Here is a 21,347-nt window from a genome sequence, read left to right as displayed (position 1 = left end):
AACGCCCTTCCCCGCAAGCCGAGCCTGCGCTAACCGCCATAGCTTATGTCTGATTCTGTTTTTGTCCCTGCCCCCGCTGGTGCGGAAACCAGCCATGTCCCCATCGCCGTCATTTTACTGGCTGGCGGAAAAGGGGAACGTGCGGGCTTTGGTCTGCCCAAGCAATTGCAACGGCTGGGCCATCAAAATGTCTTGGCTTGGAGCATGGATGCCTTTGAAGCGCATCCTGCGGTTACGCGGCGGGTGCTGGTGGCGGATGCCCCAGTCCGCGATGCCATGGGTGAACGGCTGGCGGGTTGGGATTTGGCCCATGCGGGCAATGAGCGGCAGCAGTCTGTGGCCAATGCCTTGGCCTTGCTGGGTGATTTGCCCGATGAGCATATCATCTTGGTGCATGATGCCGCACGCCCAGGGGTAAGCAACGCCGTGGTAGACCGGTTGGTCGCAGCAACCGTGTCGGGCACGGATATTGCCGCCATACCCACCCTGCCCGTTCCCGACACATTGGCGGCGCAGCAGAGGACCGACACCGAATATGACGTGATGGGCGATGTGGTTGACCGCAGCCAGTTGGCGCGCGTCCAAACACCCCAAGCCTTTCGGTTGGAGCATTTGCGCGCCGCCCATGCCGCCGCCCATCAGGGTGCAGCAAGCGATGACGCGCAACTGGTTCGGGCCTTGGGCGTGACATTGCTATCGGTTGTGGGCGATGCGCGCCTGCACAAGCTGACCTATGCAGAGGATTTGACCATCTTAAATGCCTTGCTAACCACTCCCCAACCGATGCGCATCGCGACGGGCATGGGCTATGATGTTCATAAGTTGGTGCCCGATCGGCCATTGTGGATTGGCGGGATCACCATTGATCATAGCCATGGCTTGTTGGGACATAGCGATGCGGACGTGGCCTTGCACGCCTTGACCGATGCCCTTTTGGGGGCCTTGGCGGATGGCGATATTGGCGATCATTTTCCGCCAACTGACCCGAAATGGGCCGGTGCAGCGTCCGATCGCTTCTTGGAGTTTGCCGGACAGCGCGTTACAGCGCGCGGCGGGAGCATAGAGCATGTGGACCTGACGATCATTGCAGAGGCCCCGAAAATTGGGCCACATCGTTTGCCCATACGCCAACGGATCAGCGAGATTTTAAATATTTCGTTGGAACGGGTCAGCGTAAAAGCAACCACAAGCGAGAAATTGGGTTTTACAGGCCGACGCGAAGGCATTGCTGCCCAAGCCATTGCCACCATCAAATTGCCGGAGTGAATGCAGGTGCGTGATATAAATGCATGGCAGACCGAAAAAGAAAATTTGGCGGCCGAAATATTGAGCGCCAACCGCGCTATTGGCCGCCGTATTGCGGTGGCAGAAAGCTGCACGGGCGGAATAGTGGCATCGGCGTTGACCGATGTGGCGGGCTGTAGCGATGTTTTTGCCGCAGGCTTTGTGACCTATTGTGCGGATGCCAAGCACCGCCAGTTGGATGTCAGCAACGAGATATTGGAAACATTTGGCGAAGTATCATTGGCCACAGCTTGGGCGATGGCGTCTGGCGTATTGGCCAATAGCGACGCTGATGTTGCAGTGGCGATTACCGGCATTGCCGGACCGGGCGGTGGATCGGAAAAAAAGCCGGTGGGGCTGGTGGTATTTGCGCGGGCCTTGCGCGGCCAAAATCCCGATGATTATTTCACGCAGCGCGTGCAATTTACAGGCGGCGACCGTGCATCCATTCGCCAAGCCGCCACTATGTTTGCGTTAAATTTGCTTCAACCGGCAGGCGATGAACTGCGTCCGTCCGACGATATTTCCTTGCCCGCCGCATAAAGTTCGGCGGCGCGGGTTTCGAAGGCGCTGGTCATTTTTCGAAAAGCTTTGTCGAAAAATTGACCAGCCAGCATTTCAAACATTTTATTCTTGAATGTAAAATCGACCATGAAGTCGACGCGGCAACCGCCGTCGACATCTTCGAAGCGCCATTCATTGTCCAAATGCTTCATCGGGCCGTCGATATAGCTGACCTTGACCAAATTGGGCCGCGTTTTCAGCACGCGGCACGAGAAGGTCTCGCGTAGCCCCTTAAAGCCGACGATCATGTCGGCCAGCGCCTGTTCCTCGCTGTCGCTTTTGACGCGCAAGGCAATGATCCATGGCAAAAATTCCGGATATTTTTCAATATCCGTCACCATATTATACATTTGGGCAGCACTATAGGGCAGCGTACGGCTGTCGTGATGACGCGGCATAGATTATCCGCCCTTTAGCTTGGCAAGTTGTTCGTCGCGGGCGGCGCGCATACGTTCAAAATCGTCGCCAGCATGGTAGCTTGAACGGGTCAGCGGCGATGAAGCCACCTGCAAAAAGCCCTTGGCCCGCGCAATTTGGGCATAAGCATCAAAGGCCTTGGGCGTCACAAATTCCGCAACCTTGGCGTGCTTTGGCGTGGGTTGCAGATATTGACCCATGGTGATGAAGTCGATGTCGGCGCTGCGCATATCGTCCATCACTTGGTGAACCTCCAGCCGTTCTTCGCCAAGGCCCAGCATGATGCCCGATTTGGTAAAGATGGATGGGTCGCGGCGCTTCACGCTTTCCAGCAAACGCAGCGATGCATAATAGCGCGCACCGGGGCGAATGGTGGGGTAAAGACGCGGAACGGTTTCCAGATTATGGTTATACACATCTGGCCGTGCATCAATGATCGACGCCACGGCGCTTTCCGGCTTGTTTCGGAAATCAGGCGTTAAAATTTCAATGGTGGTCGTGGGCGTTTCGCGGCGCAAAGCGTTGATCACCTTGACGAACTGGCTGGCACCGCCGTCGGGCAAATCGTCGCGGTCCACCGAGGTGATAACAATATGACTCAGGCCCATTTTCGCCGCTGCAATGGCGGTATGTTCGGGTTCCATCGCATCAACGGCGCGTGGCATCCCCGTTTTGACGTTACAAAAGGCACAAGCGCGCGTGCAGGTGTCGCCCAAGATCATTACGGTCGCATGTTTCTTGGTCCAACATTCCCCAATATTGGGGCATGCGGCTTCCTCGCATACGGTGTTCAGGTTCAAATCCCGCATCAAACGGCGGGTTTCAGAATAACCTGCGCTGGTGGGAGCCTTGACACGGATCCAGTCGGGCTTGCGCGCGCGTTGCGCGATGGGTTTTTGCACGGCGTCAGTCATGGGGTCCACATAAGCGCCTCCGCCCGTCTTCTCAAGCACCGATGACGGAATGCACATGGGGGCTATAAAAATCTTCTCATGAAATGATGCTGTGCTAAATAGCCCGCATGACTCACTTTGCAGATATGATCGACGGTTATCATCGTTTTCGCGATGGTGGATGGCAGGCCCAGCGCGAACGGTGGAGCCAATTGGCCGAGGGGCAATCGCCCAAGGTCATGGTCATCGCCTGCTCCGATAGCCGCGTCGAACCGTCGGATATTTTCGACACCAACCCCGGCGAAATCTTTGTGGTGCGCAACGTTGCCGCCTTGGTTCCGCCATTTGAAACGACGCCTGGCCGGCATGGCGTATCCGCTGCGCTGGAATTTGCTGTGCAATTTTTGCATGTCGATGAAATCGTCGTGCTGGGTCATGGCTTGTGCGGGGGCTGTCATGCGGCTTTGCATCAAACGATGGCGGGCGCGGAACCGGGCCGTGGCGGCTTTATCGCCGACTGGATTGGATTGCTGGACGATGCCAGCGCCGCCATTCGTGAAAGCCACAACAATATTCAGGACCGCAGCGCGGGACGCGCGATGGAAATGGCTGCGGTAGAGGTCAGCTTGGCCAATTTGCGGACATTCCCCTGCATCAAGGAAAAAGAAGCCCGCGGCACCTTGCGGCTGCGCGGTGCCTTTTTCGCTATTACCGACGGCATTTTGCATGTTTTGGATGAACAAACGGGCGAATTTCAACCCGCTTGATCTGACCGAAACACAATCTTTCCGATCTTCCTCGCAAGATATTAAAATGTAACGGAACATATACCCATAAAATGCCCCATGTTACCCAACATGGGGCATTTTTTTAAGGGGCTACTTCGTACCAATTTGCTCCATGCATTCGGGCTAATTGTGTCGGATAGCCGCCATCCGGCAAGACATGGCGTGTGAAATTTGCGGTCGATGATTTTTTACGTGAACTATCGCGGCTTGTGCGTGTTTCCTCTTGGACAGAGGAGACAGAGATGCCCCATCACAACCTCCCCCTCTCGGCCCCTGCTTTGGCGTCACGCCGTCGCCCCTTGGCTGGCGAGGATGAAATATATGCCAAATCTCGCCGCGCCTTATTGGTCGAGGAAATCCACCTGCGCCGCCAGATCGCCCAAATTGCCGAGCTTCGCCGCGCGCTACCGGCAGGGCCACTGGTGGATGATCATATATTTCGCAAGGCCGACCATGGCTATTCGTCGCTGAGCCGCCTGTTTGGCGACAGCGACACGCTAATTTTATATGCCTGTGACTTCGGCAGCTTGGGCCCTGCCCCTTTATGCTATCATTTTTTGGCAGGTTTGCAGGGCAATTTGGATGCGCTGCGTGCCCATGCCCAATTTGCGCTAGTCTCTTGTGCGCCCGCCGCCGATGTCGCCAATTTCGCCGAGCATCACCAATGGCAAGCAATGCAAATTGTGCAAATTCAGGATGATCATTTTATCAGCAGGTTAAATTTGCGCGGCGAGGATGGGAATTTCTGCCCCAGCGTAATGATTTTCAAACGCTGTGGCCCAGACATCCGCTTGTTCTGGAAGAATGAGATAGGCGCGAATATGGCGGATGACGCCGACACACCATCGGAAATGTTTGACATGTCCAGCCTGTGGATGATGCTGGATTTAACGCCATCTGGCCGCATACCGCAGCGCCAGCCTGTTCGCGACTATTTCACACTGCCCACCGACCAAAATCCGCGACCGGACGCCGCATCGGGGCGCTGGCCCCGCCCAGTCTATGATGTAGGCTAGGATTGCCCGTCACGGGACTGGAAGAAAAATATTGACTCAGCCGGGAATGGCATAGGTCACATTGGCTTGGCCAATGGCCCGCGGGTCATCGCCGCTATACAAGCGAACGTCCATAACCGCCAAGCGTTTGCCAAGGCGCAACAATTCCGATTTTGCGGTTAATGTGGCGGGCGGGCAAGGACGCAGAAATTGATAATTGAGCGCGCTGGTCACGGCCATTTCCACCGGACCAATATGTGCCAACACCAGCATATAGGCGGCCATATCCGCAAAGCCCATTTGCGTGGGGCCGGAAATCAACGCACCGGGGCGAAGATGCGCTTTGTCTGTTTCCATTTCGGCGACCAGAAAACCGGGCTCAACGGTGATCACCCGATTGGTTTGGTGCATAGATTGATGGGGGAATAAACGGACAAATAATTCATTCAGCGCGTCCGCATCCATGCGAAGGGCCTGTGAGCTTATTGCGACCATATATTCCCCCATCATTATTATTTGACGTCTCTTGTTAACGCGTCAGCTTTTTATAGGTGGTGCGACCCGGACGGGTTGCTTCGTCGCCCAAGCGGCGGATCTTGTCCGCTTCATAGGCTTCGAAATTGCCTTCAAACCACTCAACATGGCTGTCGCCTTCAAAGGCCAGGATATGGGTTGCCAGACGGTCGAGGAAGAAGCGGTCGTGGCTAATGACCACGGCGCAGCCTGCGAAGTTTTCCAAAGCTTCTTCCAAAGCCGCCAGCGTTTCGGTGTCCAAATCGTTGGTCGGTTCGTCGAGCAGCAACACGTTGCCACCATTTTTCAACATTTTGGCCATGTGAACACGGTTGCGTTCACCGCCCGACAACATGCCAACCTTTTTCTGTTGGTCGCCGCCCTTGAAGTTAAAGGCCCCCACATAAGCGCGGGTTTGCATTTCATGCTTGCCGATCGGCATCAATTCATGACCGCCCGAAATTTCTTCCCAGACGTTTTTATTGGGATCCAGCGCGTCGCGGCTTTGGTCCACATAGCCCAGACGCACGGTATCGCCGATGGTCACGACGCCGCTATCGGGCTGTTCCTGACCGGTAATCAGCTTGAACAAGGTCGATTTACCCGCACCGTTCGGACCAATAACGCCGACAATGCCGCCGGGGGGCAGCGTGAAGGACAGGTCTTCGAACAACAGCTTGTCGCCATAGCTTTTGGAGATACCCTCGACCTCGATCACCTTGCCGCCCAGACGCTCGGGAACTTGGATAACGATCTGGGCCTTGCCAGGGGTGCGGTTTTCTTGTGCTTCGACCAATTGATCAAATGACTTAATACGCGCCTTTGACTTGGCTTGACGCGCCTTGGGCGATTGGCGGATCCATTCCAATTCGTCGCGGATGGCCTTTTGACGGCCAGCTTCTTCGCGCGACTCTTGTTCCAGACGCTTCGCCTTCTTTTCCAGATAGGTCGAATAATTGCCTTCATAGACAAAATAGCGGCTGCGATCGAGTTCGAGGATCCAGTTCACGACATTGTCCAAGAAATAACGATCGTGGGTCACGAGAATGACGTTGCCGGGGTAATCCACCAGATGCTTTTCCAGCCACGCGACGCTTTCGGCGTCCAAATGGTTGGTCGGTTCGTCAAGCAGCAGAATGGAAGGCTTTTCCAGCAACAAACGGGTCAGCGCGATACGGCGTTTTTCACCGCCAGACAGACTTTCCACGCTCCAGTCACCGGGGGGGCAACGCAGGGCTTCCATCGCAATTTCCAGCTGGTTGTCCAGCGTCCAACCATCAACCGCGTCAATCTTTTCTTGCAGTTCGCCCATTTCGGTCATCAAGGCGTCGAAATCGGCGTCGGCTGGCGGATCAGCCATCAAGGTGCTGATTTCATTGAAACGGTCCATCATGTCCGCGACGGGACGCACGCCGTCCATCACATTTTCTTTTACCGTTTTCGTCGGGTCCAGTTCAGGCTCCTGCGCCAAATAACCGACAGTGATATTTTCACCAGGCCATGCTTCGCCGCTGAAATCCTTGTCGATGCCCGCCATGACTTTCATCAAGGTCGACTTACCCGTGCCGTTTGGCCCAACAATACCAATTTTGGCGTCGGGATAAAATTGCAGGTTGATATTGTTCAACGTGGGTTTCTGCGCACCGGGATATGATTTGGTCATACCCTTCATCACAAAACTATATTGGGCGGCCATGAAATGCTCCGGACAATCACTGAGCCGCAACGCGCGGCCATAAAAAAGGATATAGGTTTGCTGCGCGGTTAGCGAAAGCAGATAGAGATTGCAAACAAAGCCCAACCCTGTCCGTCACAGCTTAAAGGTTGCGTGCTGCGGCTGGCCTCAAAAGGCAGGATCGCGAATGGCTATATCGGCTGGATCTGGTGCCGTCGTTCATGGCCAAAACGCCGCTGAGTCTGTGTTCGATTGCGGGTGATTTGCGGCCGCTGCGCCATCACTGGCAATATTTTGATATGATTCTTTCATCAATTCCGGTCCCAGCGGGACGAATGCTGGTTAAAAATAGCGCAGATTTTCGTCATGTTTACGATGAGATGCGTCATCTCAATTATTTTTGTTGACGATTTTTTTGGAAGGTCTAAATCCCGCCGCTGCGTAGATCGGGAAAAATTCCCACTGCGTTAGGCATTTTAGGGAGCCCACAGATCATGAAGAAATTTGCTGCTATCGCCGTTGCTGCTAGCATGTTCGCCCTCGCCGCTTGCGGTGAAAAGGCTGCAGAAGAAGCTGCACCTGAAGCTGCTGTAACCGAAACGGTTGCTGAAGAAGGCGCTGAAGCTGCTGCTGCTGGTGCAGAAGCTGCTGCTACCGACGCTGCTGCTGCTGCTGCTGGTGCAGAAGCTGCTGCTACCGACGCTGCTGCTGCTGCGACGACCGCTGCTGCTGGTGCAGAAGCTGCTGCTACCGAAGCTGCAAAGTAAGTCTTAGTCCTTCGGGACGTTTGACTGAAATCAAAGAGGCGGTCACTAATTGGTGGCCGCCTTTTTTGTGCCTGTCGTTTCGATGCGGGTGCGGCGGCCAGAAAAACAATTGCATCAGGGCGCTTTGACGCTTGCCAACCCTCCCCCCGCTCCGCTATCGCCGCCTCATCCCTTCGGGGGCCTGTAGCTCAACGGTTAGAGCTGGCCGCTCATAACGGCTAGGTTGCGGGTTCGATTCCTGCCGGGCCCACCACCCCTCCCTAAATTTTAACTTCCATTTCAACTCATAAACGACGAAAATCTACCAAATTTTCGCTTTCATCTTCCTATTCTGCTCATTCAACTTCATTCTAGCCCATAGTATTTGGGGAAACCATTGGGGAAACTAATTCCTGAAATGGGGAGACCGGAACTAGGTGGGAGATTCGGTTGTGGTCGTAACCGTGGCAGAGTTGAAAAATGCGAAGCCTCGCGACAAAGCTTATCAACTAAGCGATCATTGGGGCTCTACCTCTATATCTTGCCTACTGGACGCAAGAGCTGGCGATTTAAATATCGCGTCCGAGGTAATGAACAACGCATGACCTTTGGCTTGTTCCCCGAGGACAGTCTCGCGGACGCTCGCGCCAAACGTGATGAGGCTCGTGCTTTGATACGCGACGGCCGGAATCCCCCGCATGAAATGCGATCTGCTAAAGCCTCAGATTTGGCGGTTGAGGCCCCAACATTGCCACTGATAACGCCCCCCAATGGTCTCCTAGCCATTCTGAGCGCATCCGCTTCGCTTGGAGCGCGACCTTTATCTGGCGATCGGTAACACACCGATTTCCCTAGTCACGCCGCAAGCGGTGCTTAAAGTGCTTCGCAAAATTGAACAGCGTGGATCCATAGAAACGGCAAAGCGAGTGAAGGGCTATATCGTTTCCATTTTTCGCCGCGCTAAAGCCGAGCAATTGGTTAGTTCTGAGATGGTGCTTTCGATCAATGATATCGGCGATGCTGTGAAGCTGGCGCCGATCGGTAGCAAACAGCCCACACTGACCAACGTATCAGATCTTATTGAATTACAATGGGCTGTGGAGAGTTCTACGTCAGACGTGCGCGTTAAGCTAGCCTCGCGGTCTTTAGCACTTACCGCCGTGCGCTGAGGCGTGCTTCGCGCGGCCACGTGGGATGAGATAAGTGGCGTTGATTGGCAAACGCCAGATGGTGGCGTACCTGAAGCTCTATTGCTAATATCTGCAAAGCGAATGGAATGGGAGGTTGAGGACAAAGGGAATGCAGCGTTTGGCCATGACGTGCTCTTGTCTCGTCAAGCTGCGGAGGTATTGCGAGCGCTAAAAGTACTGGCTGGCCACTCGGCCTATATATTTCCTAGCAACAGAACTTGGCGCGAACCGATGAGTGATGCCGCTTTATCGACTTTGTATAAGCGAATGAGCGGTGGAAGGTATAAGTACCGTATGGTTCTTCATAGTTGGTGGTCCGCATTTTCTACCATCATGAATGAACGCGCCGCGGAACGGGAAGCAGATGGCGACCGCATGATTATCGATATGATGCTTTCCCATGTTCCAAAAGGCATGTCAGCCACGGAATGGGCATATAATGGCGCTCGTTACTTGAAACCCCGTCGCCTACTAGCCCAGACTTGGGCTGATATTATAATTGCAGTTATGCCCCCACCTCAGCATTTCCGGACTAATTAAATTCTTCCTGCCTATAATGGCCACCGACGGCTACGAAATCGTCAATATCGCTTTTATACCAAGCGACTGACCTTTCTCCGATGCGAACGCGGGATGGAAATGTGCCGGCGGCTTCACGTCGATAATTGTGGCCGGCGACAGGCGGGTGCGTTGGCGCACCATCTTCATACGTAGCAGACTGTCTGTTCGGCGATCTTTTTCCTTTTGGCTCCATGTTGTTCATCACTTCCTGTCCATTATGGGATGGTGCGACATTGTGTGACGGGCCCAGCGGCCTCGCTGGATTGAAATTTATCATATACAGCTCAAATAATGACGGCGGACGGCGCAGCTCAGCGTAGTTTAACTTTGATTGATAATATATTGATTTTCTGTTTTTATCCTCAAATAACGCTGAAAACCTTGTCCCCACTCAAAAATGACGAAAGCAGTGAGGCTATGACATATGCGCCCTCCCAGGTATTGGACCCGCTCTCGCTAGGCTACCAGATGCAGAAAAAACCGCCTCACCATGTGGCGAGGCGGTTTAGAGCAAATATATACCAGTGAATTAGAAACTGTATGAGAAACCGAGGGTCAGGCCATGGTCGCTCCAACGATCTGCCACATTACCCACATAGGAAAGGCCAAGCGAGCCGCCGGGCATGATATTGGCCTGCGCGCCTGCTTCTAAACGCAGGGCGTTACGCGTGGCGGGCAGACCTTGGATCGAGAAGGTTTCGCCGGTGGCAAGGCGATGACGGCCATCGGCCGCCAGATCGCCAAATCCGCGCAGCCACGCGGCCGAAACACGCGGTGTGATCACCGCCTGATTGGAAACTGGGATCGCCATACCCATGCGAAGACCCAAAGTGGTATAGGTCACGTCCCGCTTCTGGCTATCAATGGTGAGCTGCGACAATTCGGCGCCGCTTTCGGCAAAACCATCCGTTTTCACGCGAACATGATTAACGCCGGCGAATGGCTCGATCAGGGATTCGCCCAGCAATGTAGCATAGCTCAGCTCAGCAAAAGCGGATACGGTCTTGCCATCATAGCTGGCTGCAACATCTTCCGAAAAGCCTGGGAAGGCTATGTTGCGCGTGCCTTTTACATCCAGCCAGCCATAGGAGCCGCCCAGACGAGCCCGCAGATTGCCCCAGCCGCCGCCAGCATAAGCGGCGATGGTGGAACCGGTTGCCTTGGCTTGATTGCCTCGGCGATCCAGTTGCACCTTGTCTTCACCATGGCCAAAGGCCAGACCCAGACGCCAATCGCCAATCGCGGTATCGATACCGGTCAGGAAACCATAGCTGCTCTGCGATGCACCAGAGGCATTGCCATCGCTCTTTACGCGGTTCCAGCTTCCCAGTGCCTGGCCCCAGATGCCGGTGCGTCCGCTCGCCGTTTCGCGCGCTGCGCTGCCCGAATTGGATAGTGTCTGGCTGATCGTATCCGCCTGGCCCATACGGCCGATCACCATTTCACCGATACGGCGAGTGCGATCCACCATGAAGGTGCCGGTAGTCGCCCAAAGCTCGCCCGACAGTGCATCAAAAGCCTGCACAGCCCCTGCCTCATCCACCTGTCCGGCAACGGATCGGTAGAGGCCGCCCAGCGGATTGCTTGCATCAAGAGCCGCGGCGACGCTCTGCTGATTGGGGGTGAGAGCCACGCTTTCAAAGCTGCGATCATTGCGAACCAGCGTCAGGGTCACATCATTGCTACCATAGCTCAAGAAGGTGTCGAGAAACAGCAGTGGGTCAATGTTAGGGTCAGCGAAGGTTCCGGTCACGCCGTCCTCCGCCGTCAGAATGACATAGTCGCTGATCCAGCGATAATTGCCAGCGGCGGCGAGTACCGAAATATTGGCGCCTTCGATGGTGGCCGTGCCGGTTGCGTTGATCCGGTCATTATTGCCAGCTGCTTCTACTTCCACTTCGAACAGCGAACCTGCTTCAAACAGAATGTCACCCTCCACATTCAAGGTGCCAATGGAGTTGCCAGGAGCAACAGTGCCGCCTGCGCGCACGATCAGATTGCCAACACTGCCGGTGCCGCCCAATGTGCCGCCATTATTCACATCAATGCTGCCGAGCAGCACTCCATTCACGGCTAGAAGACCAGCATTGATATCGACCTGGCCGGTAAAGCTGTTGGTTCCGGTGAGGTTCAGCCTACCTAGGCCGCCCTTCACCAATTCGCCTGTGCCGGTGAGATTGCCGGCAAAGCTGCTGTCTTCGCTTTGCATGACCGTGAATGCGCTTCCACCAAGCTGCAGCGTACCGCCCGTGCCGCTCAGACCTGCAACCTGCTGATCCTGCCCGCTCAGATCGAAGATTCCACCGTCGATCACCAAATCTGTATCCACATCCAGCAGGGCATTCAGCTGCACCAAACCGGCCTTAACGATGGTCGAACCCGTATAGCTATAATCGCCCGAAAGGATCAACGTGCCTGCGCCCTGCTTAATCAGGTCGCCCGAACCAGACAGGGCGCCTTCATAATCATAATCACCAGTCTGATTGAAAATCAGCGTGCCATCATTTTGCGTATCGGCCAGCAAGCTGCCATTGATGATGCCATTGCCGACCTGCAAGGTGCCATCTGTTTCGATCATGATATCGCCGTCGAGCGCACCCGTCAGCAACAATGTACCAGCGGAAATCGTCGTTTCGCCTGCAAAGGCGCTGCTGTCACCCGAGAAGGTCAAAATGCCCGTACCGGTTTTCTGAACTGCGCCGGTGCCGCTCAGGCCGCCTTGGTAGGTCATGGAGCCGGGATTGGCGAACTGCATCAGCGCGCCTGCGCTGATATTCGCATTGCCCCTGACCGTGGACAGAAACTGTGCCGTGCCTTCTTCTACATTAATCTGTGTGCCAGCTACGGAGCCGGAGAAGGAGGTGATATTCTCACTCGCTTTGGTGATGATTCCGACACCGGTGATAGCGCCAGCATAGGTCACATCATCCGCACGATCAAAAACAACGGTGCCATAGTTGGTCACATTGGAAGTGATCGAACCGGTCGAACCGCCGCCGCCAATATTCACGGTTGCACCGCTACTGATGCCCAAACCATTTGTGAAATCGCTCGAGCCGGTCAGCGTCAGCACGCCGCCGGTGACGTTGAGGCCGCCATTTCCGGTGATGTTACCGGAGAAAATTTGCGATGCATTTGAAATTTGCAGACCCGCATTGCCGACGATCACCGTGCCGCTGCCGCCCAGATCCTTGATCTGCGCAGACGATGCAGCCGTAACATCAAAAGTTCCGTCCACCGTCACGCCGCTGGACGCGCTAACACGGCCCTGATTGCTCAGCGCCAAAGTTGCGCCCGACGCAATATCGGTCGCGCCAGTATAGCTGTTCATACCGGTGAATGTAATCACACCGCCCGCCACCATCACATCGCCAGCACCGGAAATATCACGATTATGGGTCAGCGCATCCGAGCGATTGAAAACCAGCAGGCCCGCGTTGCTAATATTGCTGTTCAGCGAACCCGTGGTGCCGCCATTGCCGATCTGCAACACGCCGCCGTCATTGATCGTCGTGCTCGCCGCCGCTGTTGTTCCCGCCAGCACGGCCTTGCCGCCATATATTGTCAGGCTTCCAGAATAGTTTGCGCTATTCCCGCCAAAGACGGTCGTTCCAGCATAAACATCCACGGCGCCATTGCCGGAAATCGGAGCAGTTAGTTGATAATCTGTATCGGTGTGGTTCAGCACAAGACGCCCTGAACCCTGACCAAAGCGAATGCCGCCCAAGGCATCAATCTGGCCAGCGGCAGCGGCGGGATTACCCGCTGCGGCACCGATGTTCAGCGTGCCGTTGGAGCCTGCAAAGCGGCCAATGAAAATGCCATTGGCATTTTGTGCTGTCAGCGTTGCGCCATTGGAAACGGTTGCGGTGCCGATGCCATTGGTACCGATAGAGACGATGCCGGTGGCAGTAAGGCTGCTATCGGCGCCGGAAAGGCTCAGCGTGCCCCCTGCGGCAGACGCTCCGACATTCACCACGCCGCCAGCCGAAACGGCAGCGCCGCCAGCAATAATCAATTCACCTGCACCCGCCTGACCAACATTGAGCGAACCCGAGATGGTCCATTGCGCATCAGCGCCGGTCAGATTTGCCGTGCCGGTGGAGCCAGTGTTGATCCCCAGCGCGGCGCTGGTCGATTCCACTTGTCCGCCGGCGGTGACATTTAGAACGCCCTGGCCAGAAGCGCCGATGATGAGATCTTTACCGGTAAAGTTGCTATTCGCACCGCCGACTTCAAGCCTGCCTTCAGAACCGGCGTGCATCCCAAGCGTCGTGCTTGCAGTTACATCAGCCTGCGCACCCGCCGAAATATCCAGCGTGCCGTTGCCATATAGGCCAATGGTCAGAAAATCGGCTGTCAGGCTTGACGGCCTGTTATCGGAATTCAATCCAACGAGATTGATCGTGCCGACTTCTAAATTAATATCCTGCACGCCGCCATTGTTGGTGCTGTTGCCGATAATAACGCTGGCAGACGTCAACTGACCGCCATTTTGAACATCAAGCGTGGCATTAGTCTGCGAGCCCACATAAAGCGTGCCTGTTGTGACCGTCTCATTATCAATCACAGGTCCCGGTACCACCGCCGTATCATGTTTGATAAAGACCGTGTTGCCTGCTGTCGGCGCAGTACCAGTTGACCAATTTAATCCATCGCTCCAATCGTTGCTGACGTTGCCCTGCCATGTCGGGTTAGTTTGGAAGGCCGCAGCATGGCCTCCGGCAAGCAATGTAGTCAATGCCACGCCTAAGCTCAGCGCGATTTTATATTGCGACTTATTAGGTTTCATCAATTTTTCTTTATAATTCTGCATGATAGATCCATCACTTGGTAGAATAATTGAGCTGCTTATCTTGGATGAAATCTTTATATTCCATTAAATATTCTTAAAAAAAACGACAATGGAAATCAAAATGATCACCAAAGAATTACGCTTGATTAGTTTTTGACAAAAATGATTCCCACCCTCCTTGTTTTGGTTCGAAATGCGGCCTGAGGAGCCGTCAAGTGTCGATGGAATTTGTCGAGCGCAAGAGCGGGAGTTGCTACCACCTGAGTGCGGTCAGTGGTCGCGGCTAGCTTCTGGGATGGCTAGTGGAGGATTGGGGCTCGCCTATAGCGCTGTATCGTCTTGGGGCACGCCCTCGCATTGATCGGTGTTGAAAATCGTAAAGGGCTTAAAAAGCGCACTTACTGCGCTTCGCGATCATCGCTCCTTGCCGCTTCTTTCTCAGACTTTGGTGTGAGGCGATACGCATAGCAAATGACGCTGGCCTTCTCACCGCGCCTGACATTGCCGCCAGCGGCCTCCGCCTGCCGGCACATCAATCGGCGCTGTGTGTGCTATAGGCTTTGGGGATTACCTCGGCCCAAAGGATCAGCATGTTGATCCCAGAATAGCGGCGGGACATTTCTGTATTTTGCGGCATGCTGCATCCGCAAGCATTGCGATCCCATGGCTGCCCGCGAAATAAGCCAGCCACGCTGACCAAGATGGTCTCGCTCAAAACCCGCCGAGTGTCGACATGCTTAAGGTCATGTCTCTAGGTTAAATAAGACCGGAGGCGCACGATCTGATCATCCGCCAGCTAGTCCGACTATCTCGATGGAATTCTTTGCGGCAATTTAGTCATAATAGGGAACCAACTCCATTACTCACGCTTTGCTTACAGATGATAGCAAAGCGCGACACAGCTTTGGCTGACACTATTCTGTTTCCGCGACCAGAGGGGCTATATTGCCCGTTGGGCGATTTTTATATCGACCCCGTCCGTCCTGTCGAACGCGCACTCATCACCCACGCCCATGCCGATCATGCCCGTGCGGGCCATCGCCATGTACTGGCTAGCCAGCAAACCCTAGAGATTATGGCCATACGCTATGGCGAAGATTTCACCACCCACCGCCAAGTGGCAGAGGGTGAGATCGAGATCGGCGATATATCCGTCAGTTTCCATCCCGCAGGCCATATTTTGGGAAGCTGCCAAATAAGGCTGATCCCGAAAATAGGCCCGCGTATCATAGTGTCAGGCGATTATACGCGCACGCCCAACGACATATGCCCGCCCTTCACCCCCTTGGAGTGCGAGATCTTCATCACTGAGGCGACTTTTGGCATTCCCGTTTTCCGTCACCCGGACCCCGTGGAGGAAATCCGCAAAGTCATTGCGAGTATGGAGGAATTTCCGGATCGCCCGCATCTGATCGGCGGCTATGCCTTGGGCAAAAGCCAACGGTTGATCCGCCTGCTGCGCCAAGCTGGCTATGACGCACCTATTGGGATGCATGGCGCGCTCAAACGTTTGACCGATTATCATATCGAACAAGGCGTGGATCTGGGCGAATTGGTGCATGTCGATGGCGTTAGCGGGCCGCGCCTTTGCCTTGCCCCGCCTTCCGCTTTTTCAACACCATGGGTGCATCGCTTTCGCGATCCGGTGATCGGCTACGCTTCGGGGTGGATGGGCGTCCGCGCTCGCGCGCGTCAGCGCCGCGTTGAATTGCCGCTAGTGATTTCCGATCATTGCGATTGGCCGCAGTTAATCCAAACCATCGACGATGTGTCGCCAGAGGAAGTGTGGATTACCCATGGATCCGAAGCCGGATTGCTGCGCTGGTGCGAACTGACCCAACGTCCTGCGCGTCCACTGCGATTGGTGGGATATGAGGAGGAGGACCAGTGAAGGCCTTTGCCACGTTGCTCGAACGGCTTGCCTTCACCAACGGCCGCAACGCCAAGATGCAGATTTTGCGTCACTATCTGCAGGACACCCCTGATCCAGACCGTGGATGGGCTTTGGCAGCGATTACCGGCCAATTGGAATTGCGGAATATTGGACCTGCCCTGCTTCGCCGTATGATTGCAGAGCGCGTGGACAGCGAATTGTTCGACATATCCTATGATTTCGTCGGGGATTTGGCCGAGACTATTGCGCTTTTATGGCCGGAGCCAAGCGCAAACCGCGACATCAGCCTGACCGATGCGGTCGGCGTTTTACAAAGCAGCAGCCGCAACGGGCAAGAAATTGCGGCGCTGCTAGATCAGCTCGACAAAAACAGCCGCTTGGCCGTTCTGAAACTGGGCACAGGCAATTTGCGGCTGGGCTTATCCGCGCGACTGGCCCGCACCATATTGGCGCAAATGAGTGATCCGACGCTGCCGGAAATTGAGGAGATTTGGCACGCTCTGTCTCCGCCCTATCTTGATCTGTTCGCATGGCTGGCGGGGGAGAACGCACCGACGCCGGACCATCAGGCACCCTTTCGTCCAGTCATGCTGTCCACCCCCACCAACTTGGAGGAATTGGAAAAGCTGCCCATCGCCGATTATCAATGCGAGTGGAAATGGGACGGCATTCGTGTGCAACTGGTCAGCGACCAAGGCGTCAAGCGCGTCTATACCCGCACAGGCGACGATATTAGCGCGGCCTTCCCCGATGCCATCGAACTGATGGATTTCGACGGCACATTGGACGGCGAATTGCTGGTTGGCCGTGAAGGACAGATCGCTCCCTTCGCCGATTTGCAGCGCCGCTTGGGCCGCAAAAGTGTCAGCCGCACGATGATGGCGGAATTTCCAGCATATTTGCGCGTTTATGATATGCTGATTTGGCAGGGCAAGGATTGGCGAAGCGAGCCTTTATCAGCTAGGCGGGCAAAGCTGGACAGCATCACCTTCCCTTCCCCCGCCATGGATGTGTCACCGCTGTTATCGGTAACGACATGGCAGGATTTGGCGGACCTTCGCGCAGATCCACCATTGTCTGTCATCGAAGGCGTGATGATTAAAAATAGCGCGAGCAGATATGTTGGCGGGCGGCCACGCGGACCATGGTTTAAATGGAAGCGCGACCCGATGTTGATCGACGCCGTGCTCCTTTACGCACAGACAGGCCATGGCAAAAGATCAGGATTTCACAGCGACTTCACCTTTGGCGTGTGGAGGGATGAGGAGTTGGTGCCCGTCGGTAAAGCCTATTTCGGCTTCACCGACGAAGAACTGCGGCAACTGGACAAATTTGTGCGCAAAAACACCGTCGAACGCTTTGGCCCTGTCCGCCGTTTGAAACCCGAATTGGTGGTCGAGGTAGCCTTTGAAGGGCTGAACAAATCGAGCCGCCACAAATCCGGCGTCGCCATGCGCTTTCCCCGCATATCCCGTATCCGCTGGGATAAACCGGCCGCCGAGGCCGATCATCTGAGCGCGTTAGAAGCATTGTTATGACGGACCTGCCGCCGATTTTCCAAAATTGGTTCACAGCGCACGGTTGGACCCCGCACCCCTTTCAGTTGGAACTGCTGAACGCGAAAGGCTCACAATTGCTGATCGCTCCGACCGGAGGCGGGAAAACTTTGGCCGGTTTTCTGCCCAGCCTCGTCGATCTGTACCAGAATCCTACCGCGGGCCTGCACACCCTCTATATCTCGCCGCTCAAGGCCTTGGCGTCCGATGTGGCCCGCAACCTGTCGCGGCCGATCGCCGAAATGGGCCTGAAAATTGCCGTCGATCAGCGCACGGGCGACACCAAAGCCAGCCGTCGCGCACGGCAAAAATCCAAGCCACCGCATATGTTGCTGACCACGCCAGAAAGCTTGGCGCTGCTCATCAGCGATCCGCGTGGACCGTGGATGTTTGAATCGCTTCAGCGCATCGTGATCGACGAACTCCACGCCTTGGCCGAAAGCAAACGCGGCGATCAATTGATGCTGTGCTTATCGCGCATCACCAGCTGGGCGCCGAATGCCATAATCATCGGCCTATCCGCCACCACCGAAGCGCCGCGGCAACTGGCCGACTTCATGGGCGGTGCGCAAATTGTGCGCGCTCCCGATGGACCAAAGCCCGACATTGCCCTGCTCCCCACCAACCAACCGCCACCATGGTCTGGCCAGAATGGGCGCTATGCTGTGCAAGATGTGCTGGTCGCGGTGAAGGAAGCGCGATCGGTTATTATTTTCCTGAACACCCGCGCGCAGGCCGAGCTGTTTTTCCAAGCCCTATGGCTGGTGAATGACGATCATCTGCCCATTGCATTGCATCACGGTTCCCTGTCGCGTGAGCAGCGAGAGCGGGTTGAGCAAGCGATGAGTGCGGGCGAATTGCGCGCGGTTGTGGCCACCGCCAGTTTGGATTTGGGGCTTGATTGGGGCAATGTGGATTTGGTGATCCAAGTCGGCAATCCGCGACAAATCAAACGCTTGGTTCAACGCATAGGCCGCGCCAATCACCAATATAATCAACCAAGCCGCGCGCGCTTGCTGCCTACCAACCGCTTTGACGTGATTGAATGCACCGCTGCTATAGAGGCGGTAATGGACGGCGAACTTGACGGAGAACCGCGCGCCAATGGGCCGCTAGACGTGCTTTGCCAACATATACTCCTCATCGCCTGCGCAGGGCCTTTCGACGCCGATGTTGTTTACGATCAAATTATCAGCACCGGTCCCTATCGCGACCTAAGCCGCACCGATTTCAATGATTGTTTAGATTATGCCGCAACCGGCGGTTATGTGCTGCGCCATTATGAAAATTGGCAGCGTTTAGTTCAGCGAAACGGCCAGTGGCAGCTGCGCGATCCCCGCACCGCGCGCGCCATTCGCATGAATAGCGGAACCATCATTGCACGCGATATGATGAAAGTCCGCACCCACGGACGCAGCAGGCGCTATTTGGGCGAGGTCGAGGAAAGCTTCGCCGCCCAGTTGACGCCTGGAGACACATTTTTGCTAGGCGGAAAAACGCTGCGTTATGATCGCACACAGGAATTAACCCTCGAAGTAACCCCGCAAGCCGACAAAAATCCAAAAATCGCGGTCTATGGCGGGCAAACCATGGCGTCTTCCGTTCAATTATCCCAGCGGGTCTTCCACAAGTTGGCGGCACCCGAAAGCTGGACCGGCCTGCCGAACGCCGTTCAGCAATGGCTTGTGCTGCAAGCCAAGGTCAGCAGCCTGCCAAAAGCCAAACAATTATTGTGCGAAGCCTTTCGATATAAAAAACGCGAACATTTGGTGATTTACGGCTTCGCTGGAAAAAATGCGCATCAAACCTTGGGTATATTGCTCACCCACCGGATGGAGGAGGCAGGCCTAGCACCGCTTGGTTTTCTGGCGGTCGATCACGCGTTGCTGCTCACCTCGCTTCATCCTGCTACCGATTTGTCAGACCTATTTCGGTTACAAGATATGGACCCAGCCTTGGAAAATTGGCTGGCCAACACGTCGCTATATCGCCGCAGCTTTCGCGCTGTGGCGATGATCGCGGGTTTGATCCACCGCAACCATATGGGCAGCCGAAAAACCGGCAAGCAAACGGCCTTCTCCAGCGACATTCTTTACGATACGCTGCGCAAACATGAACCCCATCATCTGCTGCTGCGCGCGGCCGCTAGGGATGCCCGTAATAGCCTAGCGGAATGGGACCGCCTCAGCAAAATGGTCGATGATTTTCCGGAAATAAAGCTGGTCCGTCTGGATCGTGTGTCGCCCCTCGCCGCGCCCTTGCTGATGGAATTTGGGCGTGTGCGGTTATTTGGCGAAGGCAGTGAAGAATTGGCACGGCGCATGGCCGATGATCTGATGCAGCAATCGGGCATCTCCGACATATTTAACGGGGTTTGACGCATGGGCCATGAATTTCATTTTTGCGGCGAAAGCTTGATCGCACGGCCATCCGGCGCGCTCTATTGGCCGGACCGCGAATGGTTGGTCGTGGCAGACCTGCATTTGGGAAAATCGGAACGATATGCCCGCCGTGACCGTGGCCTATTGCCGCCTTATGAGACACAGGACACGTTGGACCGATTGCAGGAAGAATTGACCGCAGTAGAACCCAAGCGGTTGATATTTCTGGGTGATAGTTTTGACGACGATCACGCTAGGCTTGCACTTCGCCCCGAACATCGCGCTCGCATCGAACAAATGATTTCGCGGATCGACAGCCTGTGGATCACCGGTAACCACGACCCCATGACAGCCGAGGCGAGTTTTTTAGGCGGGCGGGTCAGCATGGACCTTTGTGACCGCCTAAATTTCCGCCATATGCGCGGCGAAGGCCCGGATATATCAGGCCATTACCATCCCGTTATGCAAATTGCTGGCAAAAGATGGCGTTGCTTCATCGTCACCAAGCGCCATTTGGTTTTACCAGCCTTTGGTGCCTATACGGGCGGTTTAGATATTAACGATAAAACATTTCACCCATGGGCGCGCCAAGGCTTTGCGTTGCTATGTGGTCGCCAAATCTTCGCCGCACCGCTGCCGCAGACATAGCAATCCATGCGCAAGACATACTCACGCAGCGTCGCCAGTGTCGATGAAACGGAAAAGCCATCTCCACTCCCTCAAATCATCGACGCAACTGCGATCAAACCTAGCGACGAAAGAATGCGTAACCGACCTGCCCTTGGAGAACTACCTGCTCAAAAAAGCATGGTGGGTGATGGGTGATGGGGAAGGCGACGAATGGAAGATCCATCAGAGAAACTCAAAGCTATCAAACTAGTCGAGAAGTCGGGGTTAATCTTAACCCTCTCCCGACCAAGGCGTAGATTATGACTATATCCTGACAGGAAACTTTGGATAACAACTTCATTTCTTCGCTGATACAAGTTGGAACTTTTCAGTCAGGCTATTGAATATAAAAATATGTGTATCTGGGCCCTTAGTCGTGCAAATTGTCGGACCAAACTCGGAACGTGAAACTGTCCCTGACGTCTG

Annotated in this window: 19 protein-coding genes and 1 tRNA gene; 12 read left to right on the top strand and 8 right to left on the bottom strand. The window is 55.1% G+C overall.

What is annotated here, in order from left to right; translation table 11 throughout:
- Positions 1-45 precede the first annotated feature (45 nt).
- Both LKO31_RS01275 and LKO31_RS01270 read left to right on the top strand, forming a co-directional pair.
- The gene (locus LKO31_RS01275; RefSeq protein ID WP_227688258.1) at positions 46-1,266 is read left to right on the top strand and encodes a bifunctional 2-C-methyl-D-erythritol 4-phosphate cytidylyltransferase/2-C-methyl-D-erythritol 2,4-cyclodiphosphate synthase; all 1,221 of its coding nucleotides are present in this window, start codon (positions 46-48) and stop codon (positions 1,264-1,266) included.
- A 15-nt stretch (positions 1,267-1,281) separates the two neighbouring features.
- Positions 1,282-1,827, top strand: a complete 546-nt coding sequence (locus LKO31_RS01270) for a CinA family protein (RefSeq protein WP_407699227.1) — start codon at positions 1,282-1,284, stop codon at positions 1,825-1,827.
- Here the strand turns inward: LKO31_RS01270 and LKO31_RS01265 are convergent.
- Both LKO31_RS01265 and lipA read right to left on the bottom strand, forming a co-directional pair.
- Positions 1,770-2,246 (bottom strand): type II toxin-antitoxin system RatA family toxin, encoded by a 477-nt coding sequence (locus tag LKO31_RS01265; protein ID WP_227688256.1) that lies wholly within the window; start codon positions 2,244-2,246, stop codon positions 1,770-1,772. The genes LKO31_RS01270 and LKO31_RS01265 overlap by 58 nt on opposite strands.
- Before the next feature lie 3 nt (positions 2,247-2,249).
- On the bottom strand, positions 2,250-3,179 hold the full coding sequence (gene lipA, locus LKO31_RS01260; RefSeq protein ID WP_227688297.1) for a lipoyl synthase: 930 nt from the start codon (positions 3,177-3,179) through the stop codon (positions 2,250-2,252).
- Between the two features lie 107 nt (positions 3,180-3,286).
- Between lipA and LKO31_RS01255 the strand changes: the two genes are divergently transcribed.
- Together LKO31_RS01255 and LKO31_RS01250 are read left to right on the top strand one after the other, a co-directional pair.
- Positions 3,287-3,925 (top strand): carbonic anhydrase, encoded by a 639-nt coding sequence (locus LKO31_RS01255; protein WP_227688255.1) that lies wholly within the window; start codon positions 3,287-3,289, stop codon positions 3,923-3,925.
- 263 nt (positions 3,926-4,188) lie between these two features.
- On the top strand, positions 4,189-4,962 hold the full coding sequence (locus LKO31_RS01250) for a DUF899 family protein (protein ID WP_227688254.1): 774 nt from the start codon (positions 4,189-4,191) through the stop codon (positions 4,960-4,962).
- A 36-nt stretch (positions 4,963-4,998) separates the two neighbouring features.
- On the opposite strand, the gene LKO31_RS01245 is transcribed toward LKO31_RS01250, so the two are convergent.
- Positions 4,999-5,436, bottom strand: coding sequence for a PaaI family thioesterase (locus LKO31_RS01245; RefSeq protein ID WP_227688253.1), 438 nt, complete (start codon positions 5,434-5,436; stop codon positions 4,999-5,001).
- 34 nt (positions 5,437-5,470) lie between these two features.
- Positions 5,471-7,150 carry an energy-dependent translational throttle protein EttA gene (gene ettA, locus LKO31_RS01240; protein WP_227688252.1) on the bottom strand — a complete coding sequence of 560 codons (1,680 nt, stop codon included), beginning with the start codon at positions 7,148-7,150 and terminating at the stop codon, positions 5,471-5,473.
- A 473-nt stretch (positions 7,151-7,623) separates the two neighbouring features.
- Here ettA and LKO31_RS01235 point away from each other — a divergent pair, with 473 nt between their 5' ends.
- From LKO31_RS01235 to LKO31_RS01220, 4 genes are all read left to right on the top strand, one after another.
- The gene (locus tag LKO31_RS01235; RefSeq protein ID WP_227688251.1) at positions 7,624-7,896 is read left to right on the top strand and encodes a hypothetical protein; all 273 of its coding nucleotides are present in this window, start codon (positions 7,624-7,626) and stop codon (positions 7,894-7,896) included.
- Between the two features lie 177 nt (positions 7,897-8,073).
- Positions 8,074-8,149: transfer RNA gene (locus tag LKO31_RS01230), tRNA-Ile, on the top strand.
- A 144-nt stretch (positions 8,150-8,293) separates the two neighbouring features.
- Positions 8,294-8,713 carry an Arm DNA-binding domain-containing protein gene (locus tag LKO31_RS15145; RefSeq protein ID WP_227688296.1) on the top strand — a complete coding sequence of 140 codons (420 nt, stop codon included), beginning with the start codon at positions 8,294-8,296 and terminating at the stop codon, positions 8,711-8,713.
- Positions 8,682-9,044 carry a phage integrase central domain-containing protein gene (locus tag LKO31_RS01220; protein ID WP_227688250.1) on the top strand — a complete coding sequence of 121 codons (363 nt, stop codon included), beginning with the start codon at positions 8,682-8,684 and terminating at the stop codon, positions 9,042-9,044. The genes LKO31_RS15145 and LKO31_RS01220 overlap by 32 nt, the downstream gene beginning before the upstream one ends.
- A gap of 553 nt (positions 9,045-9,597) precedes the next feature.
- On the opposite strand, the gene LKO31_RS01215 is transcribed toward LKO31_RS01220, so the two are convergent.
- The 4 genes from LKO31_RS01215 to LKO31_RS14925 form a co-directional block, all read right to left on the bottom strand.
- Positions 9,598-9,819 carry a helix-turn-helix transcriptional regulator gene (locus LKO31_RS01215; protein ID WP_227688295.1) on the bottom strand — a complete coding sequence of 74 codons (222 nt, stop codon included), beginning with the start codon at positions 9,817-9,819 and terminating at the stop codon, positions 9,598-9,600.
- A 336-nt stretch (positions 9,820-10,155) separates the two neighbouring features.
- Entirely contained in the window at positions 10,156-14,418 is a 4,263-nt protein-coding gene (locus tag LKO31_RS01210; protein WP_227688249.1) for an autotransporter outer membrane beta-barrel domain-containing protein, read from the bottom strand.
- Positions 14,419-14,819: 401 nt separating this feature from the next.
- Complete coding sequence (locus LKO31_RS15140; RefSeq protein ID WP_407699222.1) at positions 14,820-14,954, bottom strand: ArdC-like ssDNA-binding domain-containing protein; 135 nt, start codon at positions 14,952-14,954, stop codon at positions 14,820-14,822.
- Positions 14,954-15,040, bottom strand: a complete 87-nt coding sequence (locus LKO31_RS14925) for an ArdC family protein (protein ID WP_265104505.1) — start codon at positions 15,038-15,040, stop codon at positions 14,954-14,956. Before LKO31_RS14925 ends, LKO31_RS15140 begins: the two co-directional genes overlap by 1 nt.
- Before the next feature lie 285 nt (positions 15,041-15,325).
- Here LKO31_RS14925 and LKO31_RS01200 point away from each other — a divergent pair, with 285 nt between their 5' ends.
- Genes LKO31_RS01200 through pdeM form a run of 4 tightly spaced genes read left to right on the top strand, consistent with a single transcriptional unit; the run spans position 15,326 to position 20,900 of the window.
- The gene (locus LKO31_RS01200; protein ID WP_227688248.1) at positions 15,326-16,312 is read left to right on the top strand and encodes a ligase-associated DNA damage response exonuclease; all 987 of its coding nucleotides are present in this window, start codon (positions 15,326-15,328) and stop codon (positions 16,310-16,312) included.
- On the top strand, positions 16,309-17,853 hold the full coding sequence (locus LKO31_RS01195; protein ID WP_227688247.1) for a cisplatin damage response ATP-dependent DNA ligase: 1,545 nt from the start codon (positions 16,309-16,311) through the stop codon (positions 17,851-17,853). Before LKO31_RS01200 ends, LKO31_RS01195 begins: the two co-directional genes overlap by 4 nt.
- Positions 17,850-20,249, top strand: coding sequence for a ligase-associated DNA damage response DEXH box helicase (locus tag LKO31_RS01190; RefSeq protein WP_227688246.1), 2,400 nt, complete (start codon positions 17,850-17,852; stop codon positions 20,247-20,249). Before LKO31_RS01195 ends, LKO31_RS01190 begins: the two co-directional genes overlap by 4 nt.
- Before the next feature lie 3 nt (positions 20,250-20,252).
- On the top strand, positions 20,253-20,900 hold the full coding sequence (pdeM, locus tag LKO31_RS01185; protein WP_227688245.1) for a ligase-associated DNA damage response endonuclease PdeM: 648 nt from the start codon (positions 20,253-20,255) through the stop codon (positions 20,898-20,900).
- Positions 20,901-21,347: the final 447 nt, after the last annotated feature.

The organism is Sphingopyxis yananensis (assembly GCF_020687785.1).
GTDB classification, from domain to species: Bacteria; Pseudomonadota; Alphaproteobacteria; order Sphingomonadales; family Sphingomonadaceae; genus Sphingopyxis; species Sphingopyxis yananensis.
Note: the sequence above shows the minus strand (reverse complement) of the source record. Positions and strands in the feature narration are given on the sequence as shown.

Coding starts and splice junctions, on each gene's coding strand:
- LKO31_RS01275 (WP_227688258.1), top strand. CDS start 46: ATGTCTGATTCTGTTTTTGTCCCTGCCCCCGCTGGTGCGGAAACCAGC.
- LKO31_RS01265 (WP_227688256.1), bottom strand. CDS start 2,246: ATGCCGCGTCATCACGACAGCCGTACGCTGCCCTATAGTGCTGCCCAA.
- lipA (WP_227688297.1), bottom strand. CDS start 3,179: ATGACTGACGCCGTGCAAAAACCCATCGCGCAACGCGCGCGCAAGCCC.
- LKO31_RS01255 (WP_227688255.1), top strand. CDS start 3,287: ATGACTCACTTTGCAGATATGATCGACGGTTATCATCGTTTTCGCGAT.
- LKO31_RS01250 (WP_227688254.1), top strand. CDS start 4,189: ATGCCCCATCACAACCTCCCCCTCTCGGCCCCTGCTTTGGCGTCACGC.
- LKO31_RS01245 (WP_227688253.1), bottom strand. CDS start 5,436: ATGGTCGCAATAAGCTCACAGGCCCTTCGCATGGATGCGGACGCGCTG.
- ettA (WP_227688252.1), bottom strand. CDS start 7,150: ATGGCCGCCCAATATAGTTTTGTGATGAAGGGTATGACCAAATCATAT.
- LKO31_RS01235 (WP_227688251.1), top strand. CDS start 7,624: ATGAAGAAATTTGCTGCTATCGCCGTTGCTGCTAGCATGTTCGCCCTC.
- LKO31_RS15145 (WP_227688296.1), top strand. CDS start 8,294: ATGGGGAGACCGGAACTAGGTGGGAGATTCGGTTGTGGTCGTAACCGT.
- LKO31_RS01215 (WP_227688295.1), bottom strand. CDS start 9,819: ATGGAGCCAAAAGGAAAAAGATCGCCGAACAGACAGTCTGCTACGTAT.
- LKO31_RS01210 (WP_227688249.1), bottom strand. CDS start 14,418: ATGAAACCTAATAAGTCGCAATATAAAATCGCGCTGAGCTTAGGCGTG.
- LKO31_RS15140 (WP_407699222.1), bottom strand. CDS start 14,954: ATGTGCCGGCAGGCGGAGGCCGCTGGCGGCAATGTCAGGCGCGGTGAG.
- LKO31_RS14925 (WP_265104505.1), bottom strand. CDS start 15,040: ATGTCCCGCCGCTATTCTGGGATCAACATGCTGATCCTTTGGGCCGAG.
- LKO31_RS01190 (WP_227688246.1), top strand. CDS start 17,850: ATGACGGACCTGCCGCCGATTTTCCAAAATTGGTTCACAGCGCACGGT.
- pdeM (WP_227688245.1), top strand. CDS start 20,253: ATGGGCCATGAATTTCATTTTTGCGGCGAAAGCTTGATCGCACGGCCA.